The sequence below is a fragment of the Shewanella bicestrii genome, assembly GCF_002216875.1.
In the GTDB taxonomy this organism is placed as follows: Bacteria; Pseudomonadota; Gammaproteobacteria; order Enterobacterales; family Shewanellaceae; genus Shewanella; species Shewanella seohaensis.
Genome location: NZ_CP022359.1, coordinates 131,833 through 158,412, shown reverse-complemented (window position 1 = coordinate 158,412; position 26,580 = coordinate 131,833). Strand labels below are relative to the sequence as shown.

Genomic DNA, 26,580 nt, shown 5'->3' with positions numbered 1-26,580 from the left:
TGAATGAAAAATGCCCTTTCACAGTTGCATTTTTTAATGCTGTGATAGGATAAAAGTGTAAGTTGAAAAGGAGAGATGACCATGAAACATGTACTGAATATCGCGCTGATGGCTGTTGTTATTCTTGGCCTGGCTATGCTTGAGGCCACCAACTGGGGTTACGCAGTGCTGGCTATCCCGGCAGTGATTTGGGCCAAGTCGGTGCTCAACCTTCTGCACAAACTGCCGGTTCTGGCTGCTGCTTTTTGGATTCTGGTTGCTGTTTTCGCGTGGCAAGCGGCACTTGTTGGTATCCTGTTCTATGGCGTACTTGCGACCCCTAAAGCGCCAGCAAACACCAATGGCAAGAAAAGCCGAAAAGCCAATCTGATGGGCACTTACAGCTACGACTTTAAAACCGGCGAATGCTTTAGCTAAGACTGGCTCCACGGTTATTTCTCCTCAGCCTTCCTGATGGGCGCTCTCAGCGCTCTCAGGACAGCTTCTTCAAGAGCTGCGGCCCCTGCCCTATCACGTCGCTTTGTTAATGCCCCATATTGCTTCCTGATGGGTAGCATCAGCTCTTCGAGTTCATTGCGCTTCCTATCGTCGGCTTCAAGTTTCTCGCTTCGCGCCAAGGCTTCGGCTTGCTCGCTTTTTGCTTGCCACTCTATCTTGTCGCCTTGCACTTCCCATGCTTTAACGTAATGAGCATCATCCAGACCTTTTGCTCCGTTGTCCGAAAACGAGGCCCCTGAGTAAATGCCACCGACAACCCAGCGCCTTTTGCTTTTTCCCTTTGAGAAATACATCTCACGGCCTAAAACACCATCGCGCAAAGTGGCTACCGAGATAAATAGCCCAGCGTCCCCTTTCCTAAAGCCGCAGAACACAAACTCAAGCGGTTCGTATAAATCACTCATGCTGATCACTCCGAAGAACAGACAAGACCTTCTCAGCTCGCTCCTGGAGGTCTATGAGTTCGGCAGCATCATTACCGCTCAATGACATGTCCCCGCCATAGAGGCGATACTCAACGCTGTCCATCGCCTGGCGAAGCAATCCTAGAAGAGCATTCACGTTTGCCGGTGTTGATAGGGCGACGGCTTCACCTTTCAGCTCACGTCCATTAAATTCCGACCACTCGGCTATGCCTGTCAGTTCGCAACAATTTGAGCAGGACATACTGGCAACATTCTGGGGATCGTCTGGACAGTGTTCATTGATGACAAAGTTCATCTCGTCACTGCCGCACTTTCCACAAATGATGTGTACTTTTTTGCCCATGCTGCTGCCCTTAGTGGAGAGTCTGCTCTTCCACAACAATCATCCCGTCAACCAAGCTGATTGTGGCGGGACCGCAGTTACCCAGCACCTCAGCTTTGACTCCGTTGTTCAACGCGACATAAAGCCGTCTCGCCCCGTTGGTGACGCGGATGCCTTTCTGGTCGAGTTGTTCAAGCATTTCTTCGTAGGTAATTTTTTCGTCCATCAGTTCTCCTCAGCAAGGATCTCGTCGATGAGGTTCTTTGCTATCAATCTGGCATCCAAAGGGACAGCCAGGCTGTCAATTCTGCCTCTTTCATGGGCAACAATGAGTTGCGCCTTCCAAGCTATCCCGGAAAGAGAAGCATCAGGTTCTTTACCTGAGCTTCTCATACATCTTGCGTTTCGGTACGCCGCCAGCCACTCAGGTCTGGTTGAGTTATAACGCCCAAGGCCAGCTTTTCGTTGGAAGCACATTCATCGCGCACCTTTACAGATTCATTTTATGATACTGTAAACAATAAAAAGACACCTTGCAAGACTTTCACATGTGAAAGTTTTCTGGTTTACATCTGCTCGCTTGGATCAAACCCCAAAGCCTTGCACACGTCATCCAGGTCATCGAGCGTGAAGAATCCCAGCGTCAGTTCCCCGGAGCGCTTCGCGGGGTTATAGCGAACTTTGATAGGCCTACCCGTAGCATCGCTCATCAGGGTCTCCAGGCGCTTAATGTCTGCATCCCTGTCCACTTCTTTGCCCTTCGCTATCGCCTCAAATTTATGAACCGGTGTCCTGGTATGCAGGAGATCCCTCAGGAGCTTTTCTCTCTTGCTGAAAGGTAACTTAGCCACGGCCCTCACATGCCCCAGGGTGATCTTGCGTGGATTTCTGAGCCAGAGTGTTAGCTCTTCCTCCGATAGCGTACCGGCGCGTTTCAGGTGTGTAACCGTATAGACCTTCTCAATACCCAGATCCTCTCTGATCTGACTGTTTGAACGCCCCTCTCCGCTTAGGAACGCGACCACATAGGCCTTTTCTGCATCAGTCATGCCTGGATGCTGGTGGTAGTAGTCAATGGCTTCTCTTGCATCGAGCAGTAGGGGTAGGTTGTTCATTCAGGACACCTTTTAGTCACATGACTATATCGAGGCTTATTCTACCCCCTATTTTAGTCACATGACTACTTACTGACATTTCGGCCCCCATCGCCGCCGATTTTTCTTGATTATAGGTTTGAATCTATATAGGATTGCACCTATATTAAGTAAGGAGAAATCATGTGGGTCATCGAGACAACCGACACCTTTGATGAGTGGTTCGATGCTCTGGATGATACCGATAGAGCAAACGTGCTGGCTTCGATGATGGTGCTGCGAGATAGAGGCCCCATGCTGTCGAGGCCATACGCGGATACTGTTAACGGTTCATCCTACAGCAACATGAAAGAGCTTCGGGTCCAAAGCAAAGGAGATCCTATCAGAGCGTTCTTTGCGTTCGATCCAAAGCGTAAGGGGATTCTTCTCTGCGCCGGTAACAAGACCGGGGACGAGAAAAGGTTTTATGAAGTAATGATCCCAATTGCAGACCGTGAGTTTGCGGCGCACTTGGATAAATTGAAGAAGGAGTGACGTTATGGCAAGAACTCTTGACCAAATGCTGGCAACAGAAAAGCCTGAGGTTGTTGCCAAAGCACAGAAAGCGGCCACTGAGATGTTACTGAACATCCACTTGGCAGAGCTTCGTGATCGCATGAACCTTACCCAGGGGGAAATTGCTGCATCTCTGGGTGTGAGACAGCCGACAGTCTCCGAGATGGAAAAACCTGGACGAGATCTCAAGCTGTCGTCCATTAAGCGGTACGTTGAGGCCTCCGGTGGCAAGCTACGCCTCGATGTTGAACTTCCGGACGGCACCCACTACGGCTTTGCCGTTTAACTCGATACGCCCCGTTATGGGGCGTATTACTTCTCTTGCTCTTCTTCCAGCCGTTTTCGGTATATCTCTCCTGCACGTTCCCTGCCATCGTCGGTCAGCCTAAAGGCCAGCTTTAGAGAAGCATTCCGGTACTTGTTCAACAGGCCGTTCTCCACCAGCGTGTGGCATGACGTTCGGAAGTTCGTTCCATGAATACCGCTCTGGCGAGCTGAATTGATCATCTCCAGTATTTTTACACCTGGTACAGGCTCGGCTTTTCCACCGGCCTCAATTGCGTATAGAATGAACAAAACGTCTTTTTGAGTTGACGACAATCTCATCCCTTCCCCTTATTCATGTCTGATATGAATAAGGCTCCCACGAAGGAGCCTTATGTAAACCTTATTCATGTGTCACATGATTAAGATCTAGTTCACGGAGTCTTTCAACCCCTTACCAGCTTTGAACCCAGGAATGTTGGCCGCCGCGATCTGGATGTTCTCTCCAGTCTGGGGATTCCGCCCGGTTCGCGCTGCGCGTTCCTTAACGTGGAAAGTACCAAACCCAGTGAGCGCTACTGTCCCACCCGCTTTAAGCTCCTCTGTCACTGAGTTGATCAGCGCATTTACCGCAGCTTCGGCCTTTGCTTTGCTAATGTCAGCGTCTTCGGCCACTTTCATAATCAGTTCACTTTTGTTCATCGTTATTCCTGTTTGTTTTCTTGGTTACTGTTTACACCTGCATACTCTGGGGTGTGGTTAGTGCTTTCTTCGCCACTCCCAAGGGGGAGTTCTCTCCGATTCCGGTAATGCCCAGAGACCTCGCTTATCGGCTTTGGCTTCGGCCTCCAGCTTGAACAGCTCCGGTGTTTTGGCGTACTGCCGGTACACCCACGCACTCCCAGAACGGACCATTTCGGCATTGACCCATTTGCCATCGACATAAAGGTTGGCGACCAGACGGCCATAACGGTCTTTGTCGATTTGCTCGACTTTAATCATTCGACCAAACACCAGATCGGACAACGCCTGTTTCGCCTTTGAGCCGTAGGGTTGTTTCTTCTCTGGGGTGTCGATTTCCGCCAGCCTTACCCGGTACTGGATTTTGCCGCTCCGGCAATCTTTCCCGGAGTCACAGCTTTGTTCAGTCAGGACCTTGACCGTATCACCGTCAGACACCCCCACAACCTTCGCAGTAAAGGTTTCTGCCCATACCTGAGGGGCCACCACCAGCATGGCTACCAGGAACGCTGAAACCCCCGTATTTTTCACAAAACCTAACCTCATAATCACTCCATCCAAATTACTTTTTTTTCCCAGCCGGTAGAGCCTTGGCCCAACAGAGCCTTGTTTCATCCACCTTGCTGTCTACGATTCGACAGGCATCCCAGTTAAGAGATGACCAGTGAGCAATGGCAGAGGCCAACCAGTACCACGGTGCCGTAAACACCGGCTGGCCCCCTTCCTTCGTTTTAAATACCTGGTATCGCATGTTGATCCTCCTGTTTGGGTGAGGCTTAGGCCTCGTAATAGAAATTTTTTGTGTCCGGATAGGGTTTAAAGCAATGAGCCGTGGCTCTCCCCAGGGAAAGCACTGAAGCCTCAGCTTCCGGCGCTTCCTCAGTGTCTTCACGAAATTCCCCGCCAAGTTGCTTCACCCATTCGGCAGCGAGCTGCACACCTTCATCAAAGGGAACTTTGTTCTTTTGAAGCACATCCAGATAGGAAAGCAGCAAGCAGTGAGGCGTAATGACGGCGGTGTTCCAATCGGTTGCGAGCCGTGTTTCGTCCATATCTGCATACCAGGCATCAACCTGATGTTTCAATCCGATCTCGGCCATCATGCCGTGCTTACCGGCGACCTTTCTGCCTTCCTCTACCACATCAACCGGGGCGTCCCAGTAGAGGACTCCCCCGTCCGCTTCTTGGGTCGCACAGGTTGCACCTTGCGGCCAATGCCTCCGTTCCATAACGAGCTCGCAGAGCGTTTGGTTGCCTACAGGAGCCTTGTAGTCCTCATCGAGATTCACCACGATGGTTTCCGGCTCCTGTTCAACCGGTGGCAGGTATCTGGCGACCAGAGGCATTGTCAAAATCACAGCCCCATCCATGTGAAAGGATGTTGGAGCCTTCACTATTCGGTCCATTACCCAGCACCAAGCATGAAGCAACCGATCCTCTACCTTGTCGTCAGCCTCAATCTCTTGAACGAACTGGTTGAAACGAACCTGACTATCCAGAAACAGGCCTGTGCTCTGACACTTATCGCTGATCGTATGAATGAGCTCCGCCTGCTCCAGAAGCATTTCTCGGGTGACTTCCTCCACATCACCAAATGCGTCAAACAACTTTGTCATGTAGTCACGAATTTGCATGTTCTTCCCCCTCGGCATCGAATTGCTTTGCAAGCTCAGGATCACCGGCCCAGCGAAGGGCGTCTCCCATATGCGTGAAAGCGCGTTTATTGTTATCCTGCTTATTCACCCTGACCGGCGTCTTTTGGTCACGAGGCTGTAGTAGCCAGTACCCGGCCTCTTCCCTGATTAGTTCTGCGGCCACCAGAAAGCCGTTCTTCGTTGCAATGATCATCATCAGCTCCCGTGGTTAAGCCAGTAGGCATAGATAGTGATGGCAAGGCCTCCCGCGAGCACAATGACTGCGGCGGTACGCTGGACCCACTTCGATGCACCAAACCGCGCCAGGTGTCTCCCCAGGAACTGGAAAGGTGCTGTCTTTCCGATAGCGCGAATCACCCAGGAGATTGCCAACAGAAGGATGGCTGTGGCCGGGTATATACCAACCCCTAAGAGATTCATCTCTCCGACCGCGAGCTGATAGATGAATGCCAACAGCATGGCTACCGCAGTCAATACAGCTACAACCTTGGTCCCGTTTCGCCAGTCCCACGCTCGACGTGCGTCACTGGTAAAACTCACCATCGAGACAAGGAACGGCATAAATGGCAGGTTCATGCTGGTGGGTTTATCCATGAATGCGTCAAGACCCACAAACATGGCCGTCATCACCACATAGAACAACAGGGCGGGGACAAGCATGTCGCGTAAAGACCGAACCTGGTTGGCGTTCGCGTTTTGAGTATTCGTCGTCATTGTGTTTGCCCCTTCAACATTCCCCATAGCTGACGGTGAAGATCAGCGATTACCTTGTACGTCCCCTTCACTGCTGGTTGCTCAAGGGTCTTGAGCATCCACAAAGCAATAAACAGGCTGGAAAGCAGTGCCACCACCAACTGGATGTTGTGGCTACTCAAATAGACGGCATAGCCGTTTAGGCAGGCACTCAATAGCAACCAGACCCTGGCCGTCATCAGCCCCCAGCGGTGATAGGTCACGAGCAGGTAGGCTGTTACGACAGAACAGAGTGTCATGGCACCAGAAGTGGCTAGGTAAACGACCCATGTACTGGCCTCGCCAGTGACGTAAGTGCCACCAACGGAGAAGGACAAGCCAAAGATCCAAATTGCTGCATTCCGGAGTAGGGCATCAACAATGATGTAACTAGCAGCGAGATTGATAATTCCGCGTTTTAGCATTACCCCCTCCCGTTATTCTGATACCTGCCCAGCTCAGCCCTGAGCCTATTAATTTCTTCCGTGGCTTCGGCCAACTGCTCCCGATACTTCTTGAACTGCTGATATGAATGCCAGGACTGTCCTTTCGATACTGACTTCGTGATGGCGGCGACCTCATCCGGCGTCAACCGGGTGAGCTGCTCTTCCGGATAGATCAGGATGGTGTTGCTGTCCCAGTCAAAGCCTGCGTGAATAGCTTTCACCCCCACTGTAGGGGTTCCACCAATCCCACCTGGCTGGTGGATGACAAGCCTCAAAGGCGCTGAGGCCTTGTGTGGATGAAGGCTATCGAGAGCCTCTTTTGCTTCTTGTAACTCCATAGATTCACCTCATAGTGAAATCAGGCCCCGGAGAGCCTGACTTTCACATGTGAAAGTTAATTTGCCTTCTGCTGTCTGGCAGAAACCCTCAAGGCCAGCGCCTTTTGCATGTCGGGCTGCTGGAAACGCACCTTGGTCCGATCAGGCCAACTGTCCATTTCATTGCACCGCAGGGTGTCTATGGCCGCATCACGGTAAACCTGATAGAAGTCGGTTCCACCTATGGAGTTAATTGCCATCATGGCGGCAAACATCGGGTTACTGTTCATGACGCTTGTAAGAGTCTCGGGGGTCATTGGGGTGTCGCATGACTTGTTGAGGGCAACCAGCAGGTCATTACCAACCAGGGCACAGGCAGCGCATACCTGTTTGGTATCATCCAAGGCCTTCGCGTATTCGTTGTTTGGCTGAGGGACGCTTGAGCAAGCCGACAGGACAAGCAGCCCCGCCAGAAGGCATCCCAATTTAGTTGTAATCTTGATCATCAGTTCTCACTCCACTTTCACATGTGAAAGTTTTTATTGGTTCGCGGAGTCGTCTTGTTGCGACTCAATCATCATTTTTCGCATCACGGCCATGATGGCTTGCGCCGGTTGAGCGCCGCCGAGAAGCTGGCTCTTGCCGGTATGGTTGTCCACTACAAAAGTGGCTGGTGTCCCGTTGACGCCATAGCTCTTGGCTTTCTGGATGTCAGCTTCAACCTTGTCTTCGTACTTTCCTGAGCCGAGGCACTCCCGGAACGCATCCAGATCAGCACCAACACCAGTGACAACAGAGGCCAGGTCAGCAACACCGCCACCATTCCCCTGGGTATGGTGGAAAATGTCGTTAACGAAGACCCAGAAGCCACGGTTGCCCTTCTGCTCAGCAATACATTCAGCGGCCAGAGCTTCCTTGTGAGCTGCCGGGTTATGGAAATCGAGAGGCATGTGCTTCCACTGCCAATTCACATTGCCTTTGCTGGCATCCACAATTTGTTTGGGTGTGTCGTGGAATCGCTTGCAGAATGGGCACTCCATATCGGAGAACTCCACCAGCGTGAACCGAGCACCAAGGTCCCCGTAGATGTGTTTGCCTTCTTCGACCTTCTCAGGTGCTGCCTCGAACTGGGCATACTTCTGATCGATGTCGGCTTGTTGTTTCTGCGCGACAAACTTGTTGATGCTTTCGGCCACAGCAGCTTCAAACTCTGCCTTGCTTTTGAAGGTGACGCCTTCGGCATCCTTCACCTGGTTGACCGTAGACTTCACGTTGGCGATCTCTTGCGCCAGATCCTTCTCTTTCACGAACTGGTAGATCCCGAACCCGGTTCCTACGAGCCCCAAAAGAATGGCGGCAACAACCCCGAGACGTAGTGATTTGGTACTTTGTTCTGTCATATCAAACTGCTCCTATCAGTAAACTTTCACAGCGCTGAGTTCTTGCACGAAGGAACTGGCTTCGAGCTTCGCTCGTTGGGTCAGTCGCCGGATGATGTCTTCGGTTGGTGTGTAGTCCACCAAGTTGCTCTGGTGGATGACGTCTCGCGCCACGGAGTTCAAACTACCCAGGCCATCAATCAGCCCAATGTCTTTGGCCTGCTCCCCGTTCCAGAGCAATCCAGAAAACACCTCTGGGTCGTCTTTCAGTCGATCACCCCGCCCAGCCTTCACTCGTTCGATGAACTGCTGGTGGGTTTTCGATAGAACGCCCTCCCAGAATTTCTTCATGTCAGAGGTAAGAGGGGAGAATGGGTCGAGAAGCGCTTTGTGCTCTCCGGAAGTGATAGCCCGGCGCTCGATGCCGAGCTTGTCCATCAAGCCGGTGAATCCAAACCCCGAGCTGATGACGCCGATAGAACCGACAAGGCTGGCGCGGTCAGCATAGATTTCATCCGCAGCAGAGGCGATGTAGTAACCGCCAGAGGCACCGATGTCATCAATGATGGCGTAGACCTTTTTCTCCGGATGAAGGGCTCGCTGCGCCTTCACTTCGTCATAAATCCGTCCTGCTTGAACCGGGCTACCGCCAGGGCTGTTTATGCGAAGCACGATAGCTTGTGAGTTCGGGTTGTCGAATGCAGCTTGGATGGACGGGATAAGGTGATCAGCATCGGCCAGAGTGCCAGCAGCAATTTCACCACGGATGTTGATATACGCGGTGTGAGGGGCTCCTGCCTTGGCGCTTTGCCACGGCATCCCACCCGGATTAGATGCCAAAATGATGAAGCCGATCATGAGAAGCACGAAACCAGATGCGCGAAGCACACGCAACATGGTCCGCCAGCGCCGGTCTTTCACCTGCTCTTTATGCAGGGTGAACATGTACTTCTCAATGAGTTCTTTCTCCCAGGGGATCTCTTTGTTTTCTGCCATTAGTTTTTCCTTTTGCATGTTTCGATTATCAGTCCCCAGAACTCTTCATCAGCGCTATCAGCCCGGTCTTTGACTTTCTGGTAAACAAGGTTGGTGTTGAGCTGATGCTCACGACAGAACTGAGCAATGTTGCTGTAGGTCCTGTCCAGATAGGTGAAGGGTTTCCCTTTACCTTTTTTCTTGGCGAGGATGAGCTTCCACTCATCATTGGAGAGTTTGTCTGCGGCCTTCCCGGTGTCCGCAATGCGCCTACGCACCGTTACCGGATCAAGTCCATGTGCTCTGGCTATGCTGGCAACGCAGTTGAACTTCCGACCGTCAATCATGACAGTAGGCAAATCACCAGCGGCAGCCTCCTTGAATCGGAAACCTCTGTAACCTGGTTTGAAGATCCCAGGAGCAAGTTGCTCACGGAACTCGATTGCTTGTTCTGACCTGACAAACTTGCTGTCGATTTTGCCGAGCATGTACTTAGCCCGAGCGATTACCTGGTAAAGCGTCTTCTCCAGGAGCATGGCGTCAGCAGCTCGACTCGGAAGACCTATGTCGTCTTCTTGCTCGATACCCAACATTTCTGCATGGCTGGAGCCTTCTGCATGTCGGAAACAGCCGTCGTACTCAAAAAGAAAGGAGGCCAAACCTCCTCTCAGCTTTGCTTTGAACCGGGTGTTGGCCGCGTTCTCTGGCGCTGGTGCCAGCTCGGACACTTCAAGCCCTAAATTTGCGGCCAACTTCCGCAGGTCTTCCTCTCCAATTCGGCATCCAGGCTGCATAACCTGCGCCAGAGCAGATTCATCAGCACATCCGCGTTCTTTCAGCTCAGCCAAGAGGTAGGGAACTCGTACTACCCCCATAAGCTCAAGCTCCCTGAATCGCGTGGACCACCAGCTCACAGAGTTTCCCGTACACAGGAGCAAGGCAGAGTGAAGCCATCACCATGCCAAAGGCTTTCGATGGAGCCTCTTTGGCGAACTTGGTCAACCACGGCATCATGCCGCACAGAGCAGCAACCATAGCGCCAGCCACCCCCAGGGAAGGGAATGCCATCACTTGGGCCAGAATGAAGAAACACTGGGCGTATGCCGCATGGGTCATCGCCTTCTTATCTGCTGCCGTGAACTCCACGGCATCTACGCTTTTGACTTTTTCCATCACATTGTCCTCATGCAACATCAGGTTTTCCGAAAAATTTCTCATACACTTCGAGGTCGAAGGCCAGCATGGTCTTTGCCGCCTTTTCACTAAGCTGGTGGAGGCTAAGCATCTGAACCTTGTCAGTGCCGGTCACTTGCAGATCCACCGCGAACCACGTCCCACCTTTGGTCACGGCCAGAACTTGCACCGCCCAGGGCTTATCCAGTCGTTCGGGCGGAGTGATCATGTTCGACACTTTGGCGACCGTCGCGGTTGAACCTACCCAGTGCTTGTCGAACGCAATGACGTTCAACGCTTCAAACGCATCCTTCGCAGCTTTAAACCGGCTCCGGACAGCATCTTGTTGCTTCCAAGCCATGAACTGGAGAAGGGTCATTCCACCAGCCATAAGGGTGAGAAAACTCAAGCCATTGGCGGCAGCTACGACCGTCGCTACCAAGGACCCCAACATGACGAAGCGGTTATGTTTAAGCTGGGCCACTATTCACCTCCTATACCAACCAGCGTACAGGACTTTTCAAAAATGCAACCCCGCCTAGCTGCCCAATTCGGGCAACCCTGATTCAATCCAGAACTTTCACATGTGAAACTTTCCGCCACAGGAACAGGAGGTTTTTACCTGACCAGAACGGATGGATTGATAGCGGTGCCACAGCTTGACCACTTCTTTTTCGCTGAGAAGGTTTGTCTTGATGTAACGGACTCTATCCCCGTCCGCTGTCTCAACAACGGTTCGGACATAGCCGTACTTGGCAACGGGTGCCTTGTACTTGTGTGACAGAATTACCCGGTAAACCGAGAGCTGGATAATGTCCGACTCATAGATGTGGTTTACCTGGCGCAGCTTGGTGTCCAAGGGAATGAGAACCCCATTCTTGGTTTGGTACACCTGATCAACCCTGCCGTGCATGGGCACCGGCTGTGTGGTTGATATGTCCTGTTCGGACAAAAACAGAGTGGCCGAGCGCAGCTCATAAGGCATGTTCTCTGATTTCCACCACGCCCAGGTGTCTCCAATGCCGCGTTTGCGCCATTGGTCCACTTTCGCAATGACGAAAGGGGCGATGATCAGGACGAATATCCAGAGAACTGGCTTCATGACTACCTCCGGCCCCTAAACCACTCTGGATGATTGGATACATCCATGCTCTTAACCTGTGATGAGAAGACCAGTAGCTCTTGGGTCGTCAGGACGGTCTCAGGAGCCCGAGCGATGAAAGGTCTCAGCAATTCAGAACCCGCATAGATATTGATGACCATATGCAATCGCTCTGTTGCTCCAGAAACTCTCCGCCAGCTCCGGTAGGTTTCTGTTGATTTGGCATAGCCAACCAAGGCAGGAGCCAGCGTGTCGGACTCCTTCGTATTCAACTTCCCTTTTGCTGCCTTCGATACGAACTCAGCGATCACCGAAGCCAGCATGTCGGAGGTAAGGTGAAGCGGCAGCTTTATCGTGTCGAAGTCAGCCTGCTTGATGGTGAACAGGCGGATGTGATCGTTGCGGTAGTCACGCACATAGATGACATGACTCTCAAATGGGTTGGAGTGGTTAAAGGCATCCATACCCCAGCCTGCGGCCTCAAGATGTGCGTTTGATACTGACTTGTCGTAATCAAATTCCACGCTATTACTCTCCGTCTTGTCGTTCAGGAACTTTCACATGTGAAAGTTTTCCGTCGGTCATGATGTCCAGGACGGCTTTGCCCAGTCTCATCCCTTTATGGTTTTGAACCGGGTCTCCCTTGTAGAAAAGTCCTGGCTCGTTATCGGGATGGAATACCCCGTGAGGAATGTTGTCGTGATCGCCCAGCCACATGCGTAGCCTCAGATCCACCAGCCACCCATCATCCAGGACAACCCAGAAATGCGGTGTCACGATGTCCTTGGTCTGTTCGTTTCGCACAAAGCCATACATGCAGTCATGAGGTACACCCGCTTCATTGAGTAGGTGGCTTACTGCCCATGTCATACCGTCACATTCCATCTGGCAGTCATCCAAGGTCATAAGGACGGCTTCCAGTTCCCGGTGCCACTCCGTCATTTGCTTGGCCGCAGGTTTTACCACCAGCTCGTTTTTGTTTTCTGCCAAGATGATGTCTTCCTCGTCAATATTGCATTCGTCTATCGCTTCCGAACGGATGGATACCGCTTCATCCCAGTCATCGCTCGATCCGAAAATGCTCCAACCCTCAAGACCGTAATTCACCCATACGATGAACCGCTTTATCGTTTTCATGTGCGGCCCCCTTTAACCGTGCAACGTTCCCACATACTCACCCCTTCAAACCGTAACCCCACCAAAAAGCCACTTCTTGATGATTTCCAATCAGCAGCGGCAGGTTGCCCCTGAACTAACCTCACCGAAAAACCACCTTTAGATTGCTTTCTGGTGCTTATCAAGTTCTCCTGAGTGATTAGTCGTTCTGAAAACTTTACTTTTCACAGTATCATTTTATAATACTGTAAATCATAAAAACAACCCAGTAAAGAAAAAAGAGCGACTTATGTTGAGACGAGAAAACCAAGGAGATTTGTTCGATGACCAGGTGGTGTTGCCATCACTGGAGTCGGTTCTTACCGGCATATCTTCCAGTCAGCGTTGTGACGATAGAACAACGTACTTCTCCGCTCCGGATGTGGACCTGAGTTTGTACGATCACATCATTGTTTGCCTGTCTGGAGGCAAAGACTCGATTGCTGCGTACTTGCGGCTGGTGGACATGGGTGTTGATAAGTCAAAGGTGGAGTTCTGGCACCATGATGTTGATGGTCAGGAAGGCAGTTCGTTGATGGATTGGGCCTTCATGCGTGATTACTGTCGTCAGCTCGGGGAAGAACTGGGTATCCCAATGTACTTCTCGTGGCTTGAGGGCGGCTTTGAGGGCGAAATGCTCAAAGACAATGCCTATAGCCACCCCCATCGTGTAGAGACGCCTGAGGGGCTTCTGGTGCTGCCTAGAGACCATAAGCGCTCTAAGCCTGGTACGCGCCTTCGTTTCCCTCAGCAATCGCCATCACTCCAAACAAGGTGGTGCTCATCAGCCTTGAAGATCGATGTTGGCCGCAGAGCTCTTAATAACCAGGAGCGCTTCAAGGGGAAGAAGATCCTTTTCATCACTGGTGAGCGCCGGGAGGAAAGTGCAAACAGATCCAAGTACAACCAGCTTGAGGCTCATGCCTGTGACAGAAGATATGGGAAGACTGCACGGTTAGTTGATGCCTGGAGGCCCGTTCTTCATTGGACTGAGGAGGAGGTATGGGAAGTAATCGAGCGTCACCGCATCCTGGCCCCAGTCCCTTATCGCCTTGGCTGGAGCCGGTCGTCGTGTATGACCTGCATCTACAACTCACAGCGTATCTGGTCCACGATCCGTCACTACTGGCCTGAACGAGCTGGGAAAATTGCTCAGTATGAACAAACCTTTGGTGTGACGGTATCAAGAAAAAAAATCGACGTAATAGATTTAGGTTCTGCTGTTGCGCCGATACAGATTAGTGATGTTGAGGCATTGGAGCAGGTATCCAGAGAAGATTACACGCTCCCGATTTTTGTGCCGGAGGGGCAGAAGTGGGTTCTCCCTGGTGGCGCATTTGGCCGAGAGGCCTGTGGTTCTGATTGATTTGTGCAGAGGTGGCAATGTTGGATTTTGTTTTTTTGGTGTTTTTGGGGTTGGGCATATCTACGGTGCTGGTGCGTCGGTCTTCCCGTAAGGGGATGGATCTTGAGCTGACATGGCTCCAGTCGTTGAAGGTCGTGCTGGTTCGTGGAGCTGTTGCATTGGGCCTGGGTTTTGGCATTGGCAGGCTTGTATTGATGGGGATGCAGTATGGTTTCCTGAGTGAGTCTGTCCTGAGGGAACATGCACTTGTCTCCGTAGCGGTGGTTCTGATCTGTGGGCTTGGTTCGTTCGTTGCGTTTCAGTGGATCATCGGGAGGATCTCTGGAAGATCGATCAGCGTCGTTTCTGTGATCAAAGCTGTGATGTACGAGTCTGGTTACTTTGTGCTGTCGATGCTTATCTTGTTGGTGATACTCGTCCTGTTCGGCCTTGCATACGAGACTTTTTTCTAAAAAAACAGTGTTGATTATTTTTTGTTCAGTGATCAAAAGGATAAATATAAAGATCTTTAGATCTTTGTATAAAGGATTAAAAACGGTTAAAGACAGGTTAGGCGTTCTAAATCACCACTCAACACATTGATATTACTGGTGTTTTCATATTTATTCCGTGCAACAAACCCATAGGTTGCCGTGCAGCGTTCCCATAGGTTGCCGTGCAACGTCCCCACATACCCTTGGATCTTATCCACTGTTATCCACACGGAACCCCTCTTTTTTCCACAAAATCCTTACAAAACAGAGCTTTCGTGCAGCGTTCCCACATATCAGATCTGGTGTTCGTGCAGTATTCCCACATGTCTAAGGTCATACGTGCAGTCGCCCCATATACAATTTTCTGAACGTGCAACGTACCCACATGTCAATTTTGGTCGTTTTTTGCACCGTGCAGCGTACCCACATATGATCGTGCAGCGTTCCCATATACCAAAACCCCGTTTATGCACAGGAAATGTGGATAACTTTTGGCCTCTTTTTGTGTGCGCGTGATCACTTTATGGACTATTAGAGTCATTTTGACTGCTTTTTTAGGTTTGTCCTGATCTGTCAATCTTTGTTCTGCTTCGTCAATCGTGCAGAGTTCCCATATATCGAGAGGTTCAGGACCTGCTTTCGTGCAACGTACCCACATATCAAATCTCATAACGTGCAGGTCCCCCACATCCTCACCCTTTAACTATCAATACCTTACGGGAACCACTCTACGGGAACCACTGGAGCAGCATGGCACTTATCCTTCGTCGTGGCTTACGCTTGCACGATACTGAGACTCAGCTTGCGACTACCGTGCAGCGATCCCATATATAGAGCCCCAGCCCACGCTGCATCTGGGGTCACGTTCGCTCTATCCGTGCAGCTCCCCCATATGCGGAGGCATTCCGTTTCCGGTCCTGCCTGGTGGGCGTACCTTGTGCGCTTTCTTCTGGCATAAAAAAAGGCGCTGACGCGCCTATCTTTCTTTTCCCTGGGGGGTGGGAGATTCTGGTGGCTATCTCCCCTTACGTTGGGGTTCATCAATGATGTCGTGGTCGATCATGCCGTGCTTGATGGCCCGTAGCTCTGTCTGCTGCTTACGCTTGTTGGACGCCATCACCTGCTTCACGAAGTTCTCATGAGGCCTTATGACGTACCGCACGTCGATGACTCTGCGGCCATCCTTGATCTGGTTCGCGTCGTAGTCGCTTATGACCTCTTGTTTGATGAGGGCCTCCAGAGCGAGCTTCATGGCTCTGACGTTCTCCGGCATCCGTGGGCTCAATTCACGAGGGCTCTGGGTCAGGAAGCTGATAAGCGATGGCGTGTACGGCGAATCTGGTGATGCTTGAGTCCAGTAGTGGCTCATTCGCTTGTAGATGTACCGTGCAAGAGGGGAGCGGATTTGCATTCCGATTTTGTAGTTGTACTGACGAAACGACAGATTCATGATCGATTCGTTTACCAGCGGGTTGAACTGCACATAGCACCTGGCGTTCCCGCCTTTCTTGCGAAACTCACCTCTGGTGGTCAGTCCCACCATCGGGAAGAAGCTGGAGCTGATGAAGGCTTCACCGTCATCACTGATACATTCGAGTGTTGCGCCACGACAAACCTGGATTGCTTCCTTGATTTCGTTCAGGTTGTACCCGTGACCCATCTTCGAGAGCTCTTTCTGGAGTTCGTACAGAGTGAACATGACTCCAGCCTTGCCCTCGATGATATGGCCTTTCCCGTTCACTGCGAGCTTGCGTAGAGCATCCTCAAGGATTTCCTCTCGCTGTCCCGCGTAGATCAGCACGGTTCTTCCGTCATCCTTCTCGATGATGGCTGGCTTCACCTTCACCGTGAAATGCTGGCCTCTGATGGTGCATTGTCGTGTCACTACAGCGTTGGATAAATCTTCATGCTCACGCTTTTGGTCCCAAATGTACTTCGGCAGCGCATCGTAGATCTCGATGGTGTTGGAGTAGTCGTCTTTCTTGGCCGGAGATTCAATGATCTCAAACAGGCTCATTTGCGGTGAGTCTTTGATTACGTCGAGTTTCTCCAGGTCTTTGTCTTTGGTTCTCTTGCTCATGATTGTTCCGTCGATACTTTCTAGCTGGTGGTCCATGCCGCCAGCATTGTCAATGCTCCCGCTGCTACCGTCGCTGAAAACACTAGCTGGTAGATGCGACGCTTAGCCCCCGCAGTGCCGCTCATAAAACGCAGGGCTGCCGCTTCATATCGGAAATGAGCGAACTCACCCCGAAGGGTGCTATCTGTCCCCTGTGGCGATTGTGGGCGCTTTGACAGGGCAGGGCGAGGATGGCTGGCGACTTTCTTGATCATCGCTTCACATTTCCCCAGTTTCGCCAATTCAGTGGCCGCTACAGATGCTGTCATGTTGTCACACCTCGTCGCTATGTGTCTTGTTTAGCTGGCGCTCGTACTCGTTTAGCGCCCGGCGAATTTTTGCTAAGGCAGTGGCGCGTTGTCTTAACACGGCATACCTGGTTTCAACTTGCTGGATCAACTCTTGTGCCCAGACAGGCTCTTTCTTGAAGTGCGACATGCTGTAGGCATGACCGCGACCCTTCTTGATATGTGTCGATAGAACCCTTTTCTTTTGTCCGGGAACTTGTTCGACAAATCTGTTGCGATACCACTCTGCAACGAGTGATACGCCTAGAATGCGAACCCGTGTACCGACACGCCCTTGTTCGTCCTCTGACGCTTCTTCACGCGCTGATTTGTGCGCGTTCCAGTACATGTCCGCTTCCTGCTGCGCCTCGACAGCAAGAACCGCTAAGGCGTGATCCAGTTTGCTCCGTACCTCTGCAACAAACTCTCGTCCCTCTGCCTCTAGCAGATCCTCTGTTATCTCGGATCGTTCTTCTTCGAGCTTCGGATCTAGCAGATCTAGCCATCGCTCTGTTGGTAGACTCACCTCAATACCCTCCCAATTCCTATCCAATTCCTATCCACATAACTATCTATCTGGAATTTAAAGCTGATTATTCCAATACTGGAATCTAGTTCTGTCACTAGGCTAACCCATCTTTGGAATTTGTCAAATTTCCCTCTATCTATCTGGAATCTTGATGCTCTTATTCTTTCACAGCCTCTTTACATATGAATCTATATTTAAAGATTCCAGATATATTGGATATGGCATCAAAGATTCCAAATGCCTCTTTACCACCGTCTCTCGATGCTGGAGGGCAAGCGGTTCTCGATGCGAGGGTAAGGTCTGTTTATCTGAGCCTATCCGTGCAGCGTTCCCATAGGTTCCCTTACTCAACGATCAAAAAGCCACCGAAAAGCAACCTATATGCCCCTTTTGGGCAATTACACAGGCCATCTGTCCCCGCTTTTAGCCTTATTCTCTATCCAACACGCGGCAAGCAATCGAAAAGCAATCTAAAAGCAATCTTTGGAGGATTTCATGAGTCAATTTGTTCTGGGTTTGGATATTGGTTACTCCAACCTGAAAATGGCAATGGGGTATAAAGGTGAGGAAGCTCGCACAGTCGTCATGCCGGTGGGGGCAGGTCCATTGGAACTGATGCCACAACAGTTAACTGGCGGTGCAGGGACCTGCATTCAGGTTGTGATTGATGGAGAGAAATGGGTTGCAGGCGTCGAGCCTGACCGATTGCAAGGATGGGAGCGTGAGCTTCACGGCGACTATCCTTCGACCAATCCATACAAGGCTCTTTTCTACGCTGCACTCCTGATGTCCGAGCAGAAGGAGATCGATGTGCTGGTGACTGGCCTGCCTGTTAGTCAGTACATGGACGTAGAGCGCAGAGAGGCGTTGAAATCTCGGCTTGAGGGTGAACACCAGATCACGCCAAAACGATCGGTAGCGGTTAAGTCTGTCGTGGTTGTACCTCAACCTGCCGGTGCTTACATGGATGTTGTAAGTTCAACCAAAGATGAAGACCTCCTGGAGATTATCCAGGGAGGAAAAACCGTTGTAATTGACCCTGGGTTCTTTTCTGTAGACTGGGTAGCTCTTGAAGAGGGAGAGGTCCGCTATCACTCATCTGGCACCAGCCTCAAGGCGATGTCGGTGTTGCTACAGGAAACGGACCGGCTAATTCAGGAAGACCACGGCGGTGCCCCTGGCATCGAAAAGATCGAGAAAGCTATTCGTGCCGGTAAGGCCGAAATCTTCCTCTACGGTGAAAAGGTATCGATCAAAGACTACTTCAAGAAAGCCTCAACCAAAGTCGCTCAAAACGCCTTGATCCCTATGCGGAAGTCAATGCGTGAGGACGGGATGGATGCTGACGTAGTTCTGCTGGCTGGCGGCGGTGCCGAGGCTTACCAAGATGCGGCCAAGGAGCTTTTCCCTAAGAGCAGGATCGTACTGCCCAACGAATCCGTGGCATCCAATGCCAGGGGCTTCTGGTTCTGCGGCTGATAGATAGGAGGTCGTTGTGGCTGGTAGCAAATGGGATGGAAAAATATCTAATCTGAACATATCGGAGCAAGCCTTTCCGGAGCTCTATCGTGAACTGTCCCAGATGCAGCATAAGGCGCGTAGTGATCGGCTCCGCGCCCTTGCTCTATTGGGTCTTTATTCTCTTCGATTTTCTGGCAACATTGGGTCTTTTGAGCAACAGAGTTCAGAGAGTCAACCTGCACAGCATCAAAATTCGCCAGTGCAGACTGACGCAAAACTGAACTCTCAACGTGATTCACTTAAAGGAAAACTGATGGGCTCCGTATGACATGAAAGACCACGAGGAGTTCTCTACGCTATCAGCGGCTGAACGTAGAGAGTTAATAATCGCAGAGTTAAAGCGTAAAAGCCGCATTCGCACCCTGTTGCGAGGACTCCCGTTAGATGAAGTTCGGGAGATCATTGACAGAATGAAGGGCGTTCTCAATGAACTGGAGGAAGAGTACAAAAAGCGAGAAGAAGAAGAAAAAGAAAAGCGAGCTCAGGCTGAGCGAATAATGAGCGACATGGAATCCTGCGGTGTGGACATCGGCTTGCTCAACGAAATGTTCACGAGCAGATCAGAACCTGATAATGCTAAATATTCAAAAGACGGAGTTTCGTGGAGTGGGCAAGGACGTCGCCCGGATGCTTTCAAGGGGTTGGGAGCTGTCGAGCTGGAGCGCTACCGTATCCCACAGAAGAAGTAAAAAAATGAGCGCCGCAAAGTTTGGGCGCTCATCTTCTGGTCCGAAATGTCATAGTCTACTCAAGCACACTCTTTCTCCCCACCACCATGCCTTCCTTGTTCTTTGCAGAACGGACATTCAACGCAGGTTCTTTGATTAACAGAGGTGAAGTACGTACACTTGCAGTTGTCGCACACCTCCAGCATTGCGTCCCCACTTCTCAGCTCCGAAGCAAGACACCAGGCATCAGTAATATCAAACGGAGCCCACCGAGCACCTTTCATTCCGGGCACTTCTTTGCGGATTGCGTGATACATTCTAAATGCCTTGTTCAAGGCTTTGATGTTCACAGACCGCAACACGGCTTCTCCACCAATGTTGAAGTAGAGCTGCATTAGAAGAGAGGCCTGTATCTTGGATGTGTGACTATGAATCAGTGTCGCACCACCCCGGAAAGTTCTGGATTTTCGTTCCAGAGTATATCCGTCCCTCTCCAGATCCTGGTAAAGCCGTCTGACCTGTTTGTAGGTCAGACCAGTCTCGATCATGATGATTTTTGTGATGTACCCAGCAAGGGCCATGTGTCGAGCTGTAACCCAGCGACCCAATGTACCAGAGTTGCCAATGTTCATCTCCACCTCCCACGTCCCTGTAGAGACTGTTGCAGTTTTTTCAATACCGGGTGTGTTAACTCTTCCCGGCTGTCATCGAGAATTTCTTCAATGATGCTCGGAGCAAAACGAAGCGTAAAATGCGTAACCGTTGTTCCAGACATGTGGCGCAACTGGCTGTCTGTTGCCTTAGCCACCAGCTCCGCAAGCTCTCTCGAAACCCCGAAAACTTCCTTTGCCATCTCCGGGTCTCTCGATGCGACGCGGTTAAATAGCAACCAGTAGGCAGCATCAAATTCATCAACACTATGGTTGATAAAAACTACAGGGTCGTAGTCGCCAGAGAGTCGCGTGATGATGTTCTGCTCTGCTGTTTCGAGTTTGAAAGAGATCAACACGCCAGAGGCCAGAGCTTCCAATTGGGAAGGTGTTGCCAGTGACAGCTTTTGAACGGTGTCCATGCCCAAAGAAAATTGTGAGGCCGCATCATCTGGACGTTCTTTTGCCAGAGTGGATAGCAGGTTCCACAATGTCAGATCGAACTCGTAGACGTTTCTATCAGCTTCTTCTTGATCGAGGTTGACGGCTCTTGCATCCCACGCACCAATAATATCCAGTTCCAACATTCCGCCCCCCTCACAAATCACGAAGGTTGCGATAGATAGCCAAGACTCGGCTACCATAGTTTCTGGCTCGGATTTCGTCTTCCCAGGCGTGATAGCGGCCAACGCCAAGCTCCAAGTCATTTGGAGATGACTGAATGGCTTCTGATAGCACCTCTGCCCCAACCATGACGTTGGTCTCTGGGTCGAGAAGATCTGCTGGAGAAGAAACTCTATGACCATTCCACCGGATGCTCACTTGCATAAACCCGACATCAATGGCACGACCGTACTGCTGCTGAAACTCAGCGAGCTTAGCCTTTGCCTGATCTTCCGACTTAGCATAGAAAGGAAGCCCAGGAACGCGAAGCGTCCAAGGCCAAGGACTTATAGAGCCATTACCTCTCCCTGATGCAGATTCGGCCAATGCGACCGAATACACTAGAAGAGGGTCGAGGTTATATGCTTTCGCTGCTTTGTCGAAGATGGTTCCGCTCAGGTCAATAGCATTCGCTGTTGATGAAAGGAGAGCCGCAGACAGAACTAGCGCCTTGGCTTTGTTCTTCATCAGCTTGCCTCCTTATGTCTGAGGGGTATTTCGTGTTCTTCGTCGTACCGCTCCGGCCAAATCTCAGACGGCTTCACACCCAAAGCTGTAGCTATCTCATGTTCCCAGCGTGGACTGGGCTTATAGAGTGCCGTAGACACCACCTGCCGAGATGTTTTGTGTTTTCTGCCCAATGCGGCCAGAGAAAGCCCCTGGATCTTGAGTTTGTACTTGATCCACTCACGTTTCTTCTCTGGGTCGCTTGGGATGTCTATCAATTGGCATTTATCCATTGTTTGCCACCCTTTAAACTGCGTTGTTAGCCATACAAAAAGTGCGTTATTCGATGAACGCTTTTAGAGTTCTTCTATTGTCACAAACTGACACATTTTGCGCCTTTACAAGCCCAAATAATGATGCTGTCAACAATAAAAAACCTTTAAAAACATACACTTAACTTTGTACCGACGGAACAAAGTTACAATACTTTTAGTAATCAATGGGATACGGATATTTTTGCGATAGTAATGGAAAGTGCGCCAAAAGAATGGCGGAAATAGCGCACGGGGAGTGCGGTATTTTGTGATATTAAATAGCGTTTAGGTATAAGTGATTTTAGGGATACAGCGAGGGCTGAAATTGCGAATACAGCAGGAGCTGAGGAGGGCAGGGAAGGCAAAGGCGCATCCCGACCACACAAGGATGATGGTGTTTACAGAAAGAGATATTTGAGAAAGAGAACTCTGCGGTGTTGCAGATGGGGACCAAAGCGTTAGCAATGGCCTATTCCATAGTGTATGCGATTTGTTTGACATGTTCAACTATGTAATGCTTTGTCAATAAACGCCTTGTTCCGTAAGGGCAAACTTTCACATGTGAAAGTTTGAGGGCAAATTCTAATCGAAGAAGTTGCCAATGGAATGGTTGTTTAGCAAAAAATAGTCAAACTTTCACAGTTGCATTTTTTGATGCCGTGGTAAACTGGAGGTAAAGAGTAAGGGGGTTGATATGAAACATGTGGTCAATATTCTTCTGCTGGGAATGGTGCTTCTGGGAATAGCCATGATGGCTGACACACCTTGGGGACTTGGTGTGGCGCTGGCTCCCTTCGGCGTTTGGGGTGCTCGTTTCCTATTTCTGGTTCACAAAAGCCTTTGGGCTGCTGTTATCTTTTGGGGAGGGATCGCTTACTTCCAGTGGCAAGTTGCTTTGGTTGTCGGGGCTCTGTTTGGACTAACGTGCTTTATCCGCGTTGCGCGGTCAGCATATAAAGAGGCACCACCTACCCGGCGCAGAAAAAAACAAACTGGTGGGTTTCAAGATTCCTATGATTTTGACCAGCGCTTCCATATTGGAGCTGGAGACGAATAAGGGGGCCTGCTGGCCCCCTTATTATTTGGTTGGTCTTTTAGAACCTTTGATTTGCTATGTTGTACCCCCTGACGGCAGTCAAATAGCTACCTGAACGGTCTCCAGCTTCCGTCGAGTTCTGCAATACGTTTACCAGCTTGTCCGTAAACTCTTCGTTTTGCTGAGAAAGAACAGGCTGACCTCCTTGCATCATCGGTGAGCCATCCGGGTTACGTTCTGCATACTCCATTTTCAGATTCTGAACAGCCTGGTTCATGCGACCTTCGTTTGTGTCAAACGATTCGGCATAAACAGCGGCTTGGGATTCAGTCAGCCCATAACGGCTTTGAGCGATAGACTGCATCGTTTCTTTGAACTCATCACCGTACTGGTTCATAAACTGCTGCGCGGCTCCACCACCAGCTTCTGCGGCAGAGGATAGCGCTGCTGCATAGAACGCGCCGCGTTCCTCAATGCTCATCCCTTTAGCGGCTTCCGATAGATCAGATTTACCAGTTAACCACTCCTTCGCTGCATCATAGCCGCTTGCAGCAGCTCCCATGACGTTGCGGCCAAGTTTAGCCATACCGACCATCGCATCACCGGCCCAGCCAAACTCCTCTTGCACGGCCTGGTCGCCGCGTTGAGTGGCCGCGATGAATTGGTCGCGTTGTTCAGGTGTCATCGTTCTCATTTGATCCATCGCTCTTGAGAACGCATCAGCGCCAGCTTGACCACCAGCAATGAGAGCTCCACCTGCTTGTTCAGCTCTGCGGCCCATCCAATCACTGGAGTTGTCCCACGCTCCCCACGCCGAAGCGCTCCAAGACATTTCCGGAAGCGAGTTCATAAGGTTATCTTGGGCTTTTTTCAGTTCAGGAGCAGATACATTTCGCTCTGTTTGCTGTGCTTGGTTATGAAGAGCTGACGTACCGGCTGCATGTTCATTTTGAACAAGGGGGCTATTCGTTGGTAACTGCCCAGCTTCTGATGCCGGATTAGTTCCAGCCATCCCAGCCACATTCTCCCGGAATCCGGTTGGGATGTTAGGTCCACTGCCTACAGCCCCTTGAACCTGACCTGGTAGGCCTTGAACATTCGGGCCTTCAATGCCGTTATTTCCGTAAGCATCACCACTAAATGCTCCGTTGCGACCGGACGCGGTATTGATCGCCTGTAGTGCGGCTTGATACCCGCCAAGCTCCTTACCCTGTTCGTAATTTTTGGAGTTGGTCATTGCTGTCATTCGCGCTGCTGCCTGGGCCACTTGAGGAGACATTCCGTAGGCTTGGTATCTTTGCTGTAGTGAAGCCGCCTCGTCTTTAACCGATTGCGGCGCGGCATTTCGGAAATAGTCATTCAGTTGGTTCATGGCCGCAGGGGTTTGTGCTACTGCACCACCGAGAGTTTTAAAGTCGGTATTAGTCATGGAGCCCATTTGGTTTTGGAGCTGACTCATTGTTGTGAAGGTGTCCGATGCAGACACCAGTTCAGAAGCGGACTTGGATAGGTTCTGGGATAAGCTATCGCCCCAGGTTTGCTTGAATGACTCGCTTCCAGAACGGCTGAAACCCTGCGCTAATTGATTTGTCAACGCCTGGCTATCGGTTTGCGAATAGCTCACACCCTTCATGAACTGGGACACATCACTCGCTGACCAGCTTGAAGAGTCTTGAGTTGATGACTCTGTTGCTCCCTTCGCTTGCGCTTTGATGTCCAGGACATCACTGCCGCCGCCTGATTCGCCATTACCACCAGCAGGAACTAGGGCTGTACTGTTTGATTTCACACCAGCAGCGGCCTTCATTGCTGCCCTGGCCTTGCCAACCATAGGCATAAGCATGGACGCAGCTTCGTCAACATCGAGTGTGCCCATAGCCTGCATGGCAAAAGCACCTTTGACAGCATCAGAGTGGCTATCATCCACCTGGAACTTATCCATGAAGTTCTTGGCTTGCTGGTTGATCAATTGGCTTTGAGCTGTGTTTTGCGACGAAACGTTGCGCCCGACATTGGAGAGTCTTGAATAGGCTTGATCCTGACTTACTCCATCAGAAAAACCTCGACCAAGAGTGCTTTGGAAAGCCTCCGATTTCTGACTTTGTAATGCCTGTGCGGAGCTCACGCCTGATGCCAAGGTGGAGCCAAGCGAGAAGGTACTGATCATGCTTTCTGCGCCGTTTGCAATCGCACCACTGAACTGGTTGTGATTGTACGCTGGCTGACTTTGCATAACCGGACCTTGCTTGAGTAGATCTGGCGTTTGCATCTTTTCGTCAACGTGGTCAGAACCACTTATTCTCGATGCCAAGCTGGTGAAGGCGTAGGTGCTACCTGTGACGATAAACAGGGAAATCACCGGAGTGGCCGCAGCCAACATGCCGCCGGTTGCAATCCAGTGTTGCAGAACATCTCCAGTTGAGGAAAGAGCGTACATGGAGTTGAGACCACCAGCACTGAGGCTAGACATCTCATTTGACGCGGCGGTATGAACAAACAGGTTTATAATTGAGAGGACTGGCATCCATAGCTGAATCCAGAGGATGGTTTGTACATATTTCCCGGCTAACTGGAGGCCGAAGCTGCCCATCACGATAATAAAAGCAATGATCGGGGTTATAGCATAAATAAAGCCTTCAAAGAACGTCAGCATTGGTCGGACGACGGTCATGAACATCGACTGCTCTGCGGCCCACTGTGTGTTCCGTTGCTGAATAGCCTGGTTGACCATCAATGCAGAGCCATAATCCTGGAGGTCCTGATAACGTCCTGCTGCGGCTTCATAATAGAGGGGCTCCAGAACGGCGGCTTTCAGATAGTCGATTGATGACGTAGTTGTGGCACCCATCGCTTGAAGCGAATCGGTCAGCTTCGTTAGAGCGTTGTCTCCAGTTGACGTGTCAATACCCAGTAGGCTGTTAAGAGCATCAACAACAACCGGGCTGCTTAGGTTGGCGGTTGCAGTGCTAATAGCCACCCATCCGTCAGTACATGTGTAGTCAGCGCCGTCAGGGTTTGCTGTAGACAAATACAACCTAGTTCCGTAGAGCTGTGAGTTGAATCGCAAAGCTGAGTCAGTTGAACGGTTCATCAACTCATCAAGGGACATTAGGTTGAGATCGACTTTGGTTAACGTGCATTCCCGAATGTAATTGTTCCAGGAACGCCTCACGTCAACATAGCCGCCTCCATTTGCTGAGTTAAGCGCAGTAAAAACTCCTGTGTCATAGGCTCGCCGTCTGACGTCATTCAACAGTTTCAGTGTTTCGGAAAAGTGGCTTTCCGTGACATTGGGTACGATTACCCCATATCCAGTTTCAAACAAATTGGTGATGGTGTATCCCACGTTGGATATGACACCTCCAGCAAAGCCTACCCCAATAGGGACATTGGCGACGACTCGAACCTGCCCTGTATAAGCGTCCTCGATAGTCACAGTTGTGGTTGGGCCGAAGAAACAGGCATATAGAATCCAACCTACCAGCACTTGCTGGAGGTTGATTTGCTTTGCGCCCTGAAAGACGGACTGAATACAGATCATCAAGACCCCAAGAAGCAGGCCAATACTGACCATCTTCTCGAAATCCCCGGTGCCGGTGATCATTGATACTGCAATCAGGATTTGCTCCAGAAAAGCAGAGTCACCGATAGAGTGGATTGAAAAAGATCCCATT

39 protein-coding genes are annotated in these 26,580 nt (G+C 50.8%); 9 read left to right on the top strand and 30 right to left on the bottom strand.

The window, feature by feature from the left end; all coding sequences use genetic code 11:
• The first annotated feature begins 81 nt into the window (after window positions 1–81).
• The gene (locus CF168_RS21935; protein ID WP_000683476.1) at window positions 82–417 is read left to right on the top strand and encodes a hypothetical protein; all 336 of its coding nucleotides are present in this window, start codon (window positions 82–84) and stop codon (window positions 415–417) included.
• A gap of 14 nt (window positions 418–431) precedes the next feature.
• Here the strand turns inward: CF168_RS21935 and CF168_RS21930 are convergent, their stop codons facing one another.
• The 4 genes from CF168_RS21930 to CF168_RS21910 all read right to left on the bottom strand — a co-directional run bounded on the left by CF168_RS21930 (window position 432) and on the right by CF168_RS21910 (window position 2,360).
• Window positions 432–902, bottom strand: a complete 471-nt coding sequence (locus CF168_RS21930; RefSeq protein ID WP_001281821.1) for a hypothetical protein — start codon at window positions 900–902, stop codon at window positions 432–434.
• Window positions 895–1,266 carry a hypothetical protein gene (locus CF168_RS21925; protein ID WP_000516916.1) on the bottom strand — a complete coding sequence of 124 codons (372 nt, stop codon included), beginning with the start codon at window positions 1,264–1,266 and terminating at the stop codon, window positions 895–897. The genes CF168_RS21930 and CF168_RS21925 overlap by 8 nt, the downstream gene beginning before the upstream one ends.
• A gap of 10 nt (window positions 1,267–1,276) precedes the next feature.
• Window positions 1,277–1,471, bottom strand: coding sequence for a hypothetical protein (locus CF168_RS21920; protein ID WP_000343597.1), 195 nt, complete (start codon window positions 1,469–1,471; stop codon window positions 1,277–1,279).
• Between the two features lie 340 nt (window positions 1,472–1,811).
• On the bottom strand, window positions 1,812–2,360 hold the full coding sequence (locus tag CF168_RS21910) for a transcriptional regulator (RefSeq protein WP_001061574.1): 549 nt from the start codon (window positions 2,358–2,360) through the stop codon (window positions 1,812–1,814).
• 162 nt (window positions 2,361–2,522) lie between these two features.
• Between CF168_RS21910 and CF168_RS21905 the strand changes: the two genes are divergently transcribed.
• Both CF168_RS21905 and CF168_RS21900 read left to right on the top strand, forming a co-directional pair.
• Window positions 2,523–2,873 carry a type II toxin-antitoxin system RelE/ParE family toxin gene (locus tag CF168_RS21905; RefSeq protein ID WP_000270043.1) on the top strand — a complete coding sequence of 117 codons (351 nt, stop codon included), beginning with the start codon at window positions 2,523–2,525 and terminating at the stop codon, window positions 2,871–2,873.
• A 4-nt stretch (window positions 2,874–2,877) separates the two neighbouring features.
• Window positions 2,878–3,180 (top strand): XRE family transcriptional regulator, encoded by a 303-nt coding sequence (locus CF168_RS21900; RefSeq protein ID WP_000124640.1) that lies wholly within the window; start codon window positions 2,878–2,880, stop codon window positions 3,178–3,180.
• A 26-nt stretch (window positions 3,181–3,206) separates the two neighbouring features.
• On the opposite strand, the gene CF168_RS21895 is transcribed toward CF168_RS21900, so the two are convergent.
• The 17 genes from CF168_RS21895 to CF168_RS21810 form a co-directional block, all read right to left on the bottom strand.
• On the bottom strand, window positions 3,207–3,500 hold the full coding sequence (locus CF168_RS21895; RefSeq protein WP_001239997.1) for a chromosome segregation protein ParM: 294 nt from the start codon (window positions 3,498–3,500) through the stop codon (window positions 3,207–3,209).
• An 87-nt stretch (window positions 3,501–3,587) separates the two neighbouring features.
• Window positions 3,588–3,860: an HU family DNA-binding protein gene (locus CF168_RS21890; protein WP_001043047.1), complete on the bottom strand. Its 273-nt coding sequence runs from the start codon at window positions 3,858–3,860 to the stop codon at window positions 3,588–3,590.
• Window positions 3,861–3,917: 57 nt separating this feature from the next.
• Window positions 3,918–4,445 carry a thermonuclease family protein gene (locus CF168_RS21885; RefSeq protein WP_001236377.1) on the bottom strand — a complete coding sequence of 176 codons (528 nt, stop codon included), beginning with the start codon at window positions 4,443–4,445 and terminating at the stop codon, window positions 3,918–3,920.
• A gap of 230 nt (window positions 4,446–4,675) precedes the next feature.
• Window positions 4,676–5,533, bottom strand: coding sequence for a hypothetical protein (locus CF168_RS21875; protein ID WP_001167032.1), 858 nt, complete (start codon window positions 5,531–5,533; stop codon window positions 4,676–4,678).
• Window positions 5,520–5,750: a hypothetical protein gene (locus tag CF168_RS21870; RefSeq protein ID WP_000972663.1), complete on the bottom strand. Its 231-nt coding sequence runs from the start codon at window positions 5,748–5,750 to the stop codon at window positions 5,520–5,522. The genes CF168_RS21875 and CF168_RS21870 overlap by 14 nt, the downstream gene beginning before the upstream one ends.
• The gene (locus tag CF168_RS21865) at window positions 5,750–6,268 is read right to left on the bottom strand and encodes a nitrite reductase (protein WP_000210756.1); all 519 of its coding nucleotides are present in this window, start codon (window positions 6,266–6,268) and stop codon (window positions 5,750–5,752) included. Before CF168_RS21865 ends, CF168_RS21870 begins: the two co-directional genes overlap by 1 nt.
• Window positions 6,265–6,711 carry a Fe3+-siderophore ABC transporter permease gene (locus CF168_RS21860; RefSeq protein ID WP_000919345.1) on the bottom strand — a complete coding sequence of 149 codons (447 nt, stop codon included), beginning with the start codon at window positions 6,709–6,711 and terminating at the stop codon, window positions 6,265–6,267. The genes CF168_RS21865 and CF168_RS21860 overlap by 4 nt, the downstream gene beginning before the upstream one ends.
• Window positions 6,711–7,070: a hypothetical protein gene (locus tag CF168_RS21855; protein WP_000422768.1), complete on the bottom strand. Its 360-nt coding sequence runs from the start codon at window positions 7,068–7,070 to the stop codon at window positions 6,711–6,713. Before CF168_RS21855 ends, CF168_RS21860 begins: the two co-directional genes overlap by 1 nt.
• A 56-nt stretch (window positions 7,071–7,126) precedes the next feature.
• The gene (locus CF168_RS21850; protein ID WP_000591074.1) at window positions 7,127–7,555 is read right to left on the bottom strand and encodes a hypothetical protein; all 429 of its coding nucleotides are present in this window, start codon (window positions 7,553–7,555) and stop codon (window positions 7,127–7,129) included.
• Window positions 7,556–7,588: 33 nt separating this feature from the next.
• Window positions 7,589–8,449 (bottom strand): DsbA family protein, encoded by an 861-nt coding sequence (locus CF168_RS21845; protein WP_000139698.1) that lies wholly within the window; start codon window positions 8,447–8,449, stop codon window positions 7,589–7,591.
• Window positions 8,450–8,464: 15 nt separating this feature from the next.
• On the bottom strand, window positions 8,465–9,424 hold the full coding sequence (locus CF168_RS21840; RefSeq protein ID WP_000829616.1) for a S49 family peptidase: 960 nt from the start codon (window positions 9,422–9,424) through the stop codon (window positions 8,465–8,467).
• Window positions 9,424–10,278, bottom strand: coding sequence for a hypothetical protein (locus CF168_RS21835; RefSeq protein WP_000539392.1), 855 nt, complete (start codon window positions 10,276–10,278; stop codon window positions 9,424–9,426). The genes CF168_RS21840 and CF168_RS21835 overlap by 1 nt, the downstream gene beginning before the upstream one ends.
• A gap of 4 nt (window positions 10,279–10,282) precedes the next feature.
• Window positions 10,283–10,576, bottom strand: a complete 294-nt coding sequence (locus CF168_RS21830) for a hypothetical protein (protein ID WP_001370730.1) — start codon at window positions 10,574–10,576, stop codon at window positions 10,283–10,285.
• 10 nt (window positions 10,577–10,586) lie between these two features.
• Entirely contained in the window at window positions 10,587–11,060 is a 474-nt protein-coding gene (locus CF168_RS21825) for a hypothetical protein (RefSeq protein ID WP_000057877.1), read from the bottom strand.
• A gap of 96 nt (window positions 11,061–11,156) precedes the next feature.
• Window positions 11,157–11,678 (bottom strand): hypothetical protein, encoded by a 522-nt coding sequence (locus CF168_RS21820; protein WP_000805800.1) that lies wholly within the window; start codon window positions 11,676–11,678, stop codon window positions 11,157–11,159.
• Window positions 11,679–11,680: 2 nt separating this feature from the next.
• A complete protein-coding gene (locus CF168_RS21815) occupies window positions 11,681–12,202 on the bottom strand; it encodes a hypothetical protein (protein WP_000393785.1) in 522 nt (173 codons plus the stop codon).
• Between the two features lie 4 nt (window positions 12,203–12,206).
• A complete protein-coding gene (locus CF168_RS21810) occupies window positions 12,207–12,815 on the bottom strand; it encodes a hypothetical protein (RefSeq protein WP_000849071.1) in 609 nt (202 codons plus the stop codon).
• A 268-nt stretch (window positions 12,816–13,083) separates the two neighbouring features.
• On the opposite strand from CF168_RS21810, the gene CF168_RS21805 reads away from it, so the two are divergent.
• Together CF168_RS21805 and CF168_RS21800 are read left to right on the top strand one after the other, a co-directional pair.
• Window positions 13,084–14,199 carry a phosphoadenosine phosphosulfate reductase family protein gene (locus tag CF168_RS21805; RefSeq protein ID WP_000946102.1) on the top strand — a complete coding sequence of 372 codons (1,116 nt, stop codon included), beginning with the start codon at window positions 13,084–13,086 and terminating at the stop codon, window positions 14,197–14,199.
• Window positions 14,200–14,216: 17 nt separating this feature from the next.
• The gene (locus CF168_RS21800) at window positions 14,217–14,651 is read left to right on the top strand and encodes a hypothetical protein (RefSeq protein ID WP_000883925.1); all 435 of its coding nucleotides are present in this window, start codon (window positions 14,217–14,219) and stop codon (window positions 14,649–14,651) included.
• 86 nt (window positions 14,652–14,737) lie between these two features.
• Here CF168_RS21800 and CF168_RS22440 read toward each other — a convergent pair whose 3' ends face one another.
• The 4 genes from CF168_RS22440 to mobI form a co-directional block, all read right to left on the bottom strand.
• Entirely contained in the window at window positions 14,738–14,902 is a 165-nt protein-coding gene (locus tag CF168_RS22440; protein WP_014342194.1) for a hypothetical protein, read from the bottom strand.
• Between the two features lie 785 nt (window positions 14,903–15,687).
• Window positions 15,688–16,788 (bottom strand): RepB family plasmid replication initiator protein, encoded by a 1,101-nt coding sequence (locus CF168_RS21785; RefSeq protein ID WP_000350011.1) that lies wholly within the window; start codon window positions 16,786–16,788, stop codon window positions 15,688–15,690.
• Window positions 16,773–17,060, bottom strand: a complete 288-nt coding sequence (locus CF168_RS21780; protein ID WP_000127321.1) for a hypothetical protein — start codon at window positions 17,058–17,060, stop codon at window positions 16,773–16,775. The genes CF168_RS21785 and CF168_RS21780 overlap by 16 nt, the downstream gene beginning before the upstream one ends.
• A 4-nt stretch (window positions 17,061–17,064) precedes the next feature.
• Window positions 17,065–17,604: a conjugative transfer protein MobI(A/C) gene (gene mobI / locus CF168_RS21775; protein WP_001447712.1), complete on the bottom strand. Its 540-nt coding sequence runs from the start codon at window positions 17,602–17,604 to the stop codon at window positions 17,065–17,067.
• 498 nt (window positions 17,605–18,102) lie between these two features.
• On the opposite strand from mobI, the gene CF168_RS21770 reads away from it, so the two are divergent.
• Genes CF168_RS21770 through CF168_RS21760 form a run of 3 tightly spaced genes read left to right on the top strand, consistent with a single transcriptional unit; the run spans window position 18,103 to window position 19,817 of the window.
• Window positions 18,103–19,086 carry a ParM/StbA family protein gene (locus CF168_RS21770; RefSeq protein WP_000077458.1) on the top strand — a complete coding sequence of 328 codons (984 nt, stop codon included), beginning with the start codon at window positions 18,103–18,105 and terminating at the stop codon, window positions 19,084–19,086.
• A gap of 16 nt (window positions 19,087–19,102) precedes the next feature.
• A complete protein-coding gene (locus CF168_RS21765) occupies window positions 19,103–19,396 on the top strand; it encodes a hypothetical protein (protein ID WP_000919078.1) in 294 nt (97 codons plus the stop codon).
• Window position 19,397: 1 nt separating this feature from the next.
• Entirely contained in the window at window positions 19,398–19,817 is a 420-nt protein-coding gene (locus CF168_RS21760; protein ID WP_000651490.1) for an H-NS family nucleoid-associated regulatory protein, read from the top strand.
• Between the two features lie 59 nt (window positions 19,818–19,876).
• Here the strand turns inward: CF168_RS21760 and CF168_RS21755 are convergent, their stop codons facing one another.
• The 4 genes from CF168_RS21755 to CF168_RS21740 are packed head-to-tail and all read right to left on the bottom strand — an operon-like array spanning window position 19,877 to window position 21,849.
• Window positions 19,877–20,428: a FlhC family transcriptional regulator gene (locus CF168_RS21755; RefSeq protein WP_001020646.1), complete on the bottom strand. Its 552-nt coding sequence runs from the start codon at window positions 20,426–20,428 to the stop codon at window positions 19,877–19,879.
• Window positions 20,425–21,033: a hypothetical protein gene (locus CF168_RS21750; RefSeq protein ID WP_000891157.1), complete on the bottom strand. Its 609-nt coding sequence runs from the start codon at window positions 21,031–21,033 to the stop codon at window positions 20,425–20,427. Before CF168_RS21750 ends, CF168_RS21755 begins: the two co-directional genes overlap by 4 nt.
• Window positions 21,034–21,043: 10 nt before the next feature.
• A complete protein-coding gene (locus tag CF168_RS21745; protein WP_000790610.1) occupies window positions 21,044–21,577 on the bottom strand; it encodes a transglycosylase SLT domain-containing protein in 534 nt (177 codons plus the stop codon).
• The gene (locus CF168_RS21740) at window positions 21,577–21,849 is read right to left on the bottom strand and encodes a helix-turn-helix domain-containing protein (RefSeq protein WP_000356489.1); all 273 of its coding nucleotides are present in this window, start codon (window positions 21,847–21,849) and stop codon (window positions 21,577–21,579) included. Before CF168_RS21740 ends, CF168_RS21745 begins: the two co-directional genes overlap by 1 nt.
• Before the next feature lie 715 nt (window positions 21,850–22,564).
• Between CF168_RS21740 and CF168_RS21735 the strand changes: the two genes are divergently transcribed.
• Window positions 22,565–22,927 carry a hypothetical protein gene (locus tag CF168_RS21735; protein WP_000683483.1) on the top strand — a complete coding sequence of 121 codons (363 nt, stop codon included), beginning with the start codon at window positions 22,565–22,567 and terminating at the stop codon, window positions 22,925–22,927.
• 37 nt (window positions 22,928–22,964) lie between these two features.
• Here the strand turns inward: CF168_RS21735 and CF168_RS21730 are convergent, their stop codons facing one another.
• Entirely contained in the window at window positions 22,965–26,579 is a 3,615-nt protein-coding gene (locus CF168_RS21730) for a conjugal transfer protein TraG N-terminal domain-containing protein (RefSeq protein ID WP_000534551.1), read from the bottom strand.
• Between the last annotated feature and the right edge of the window lies 1 nt (window position 26,580).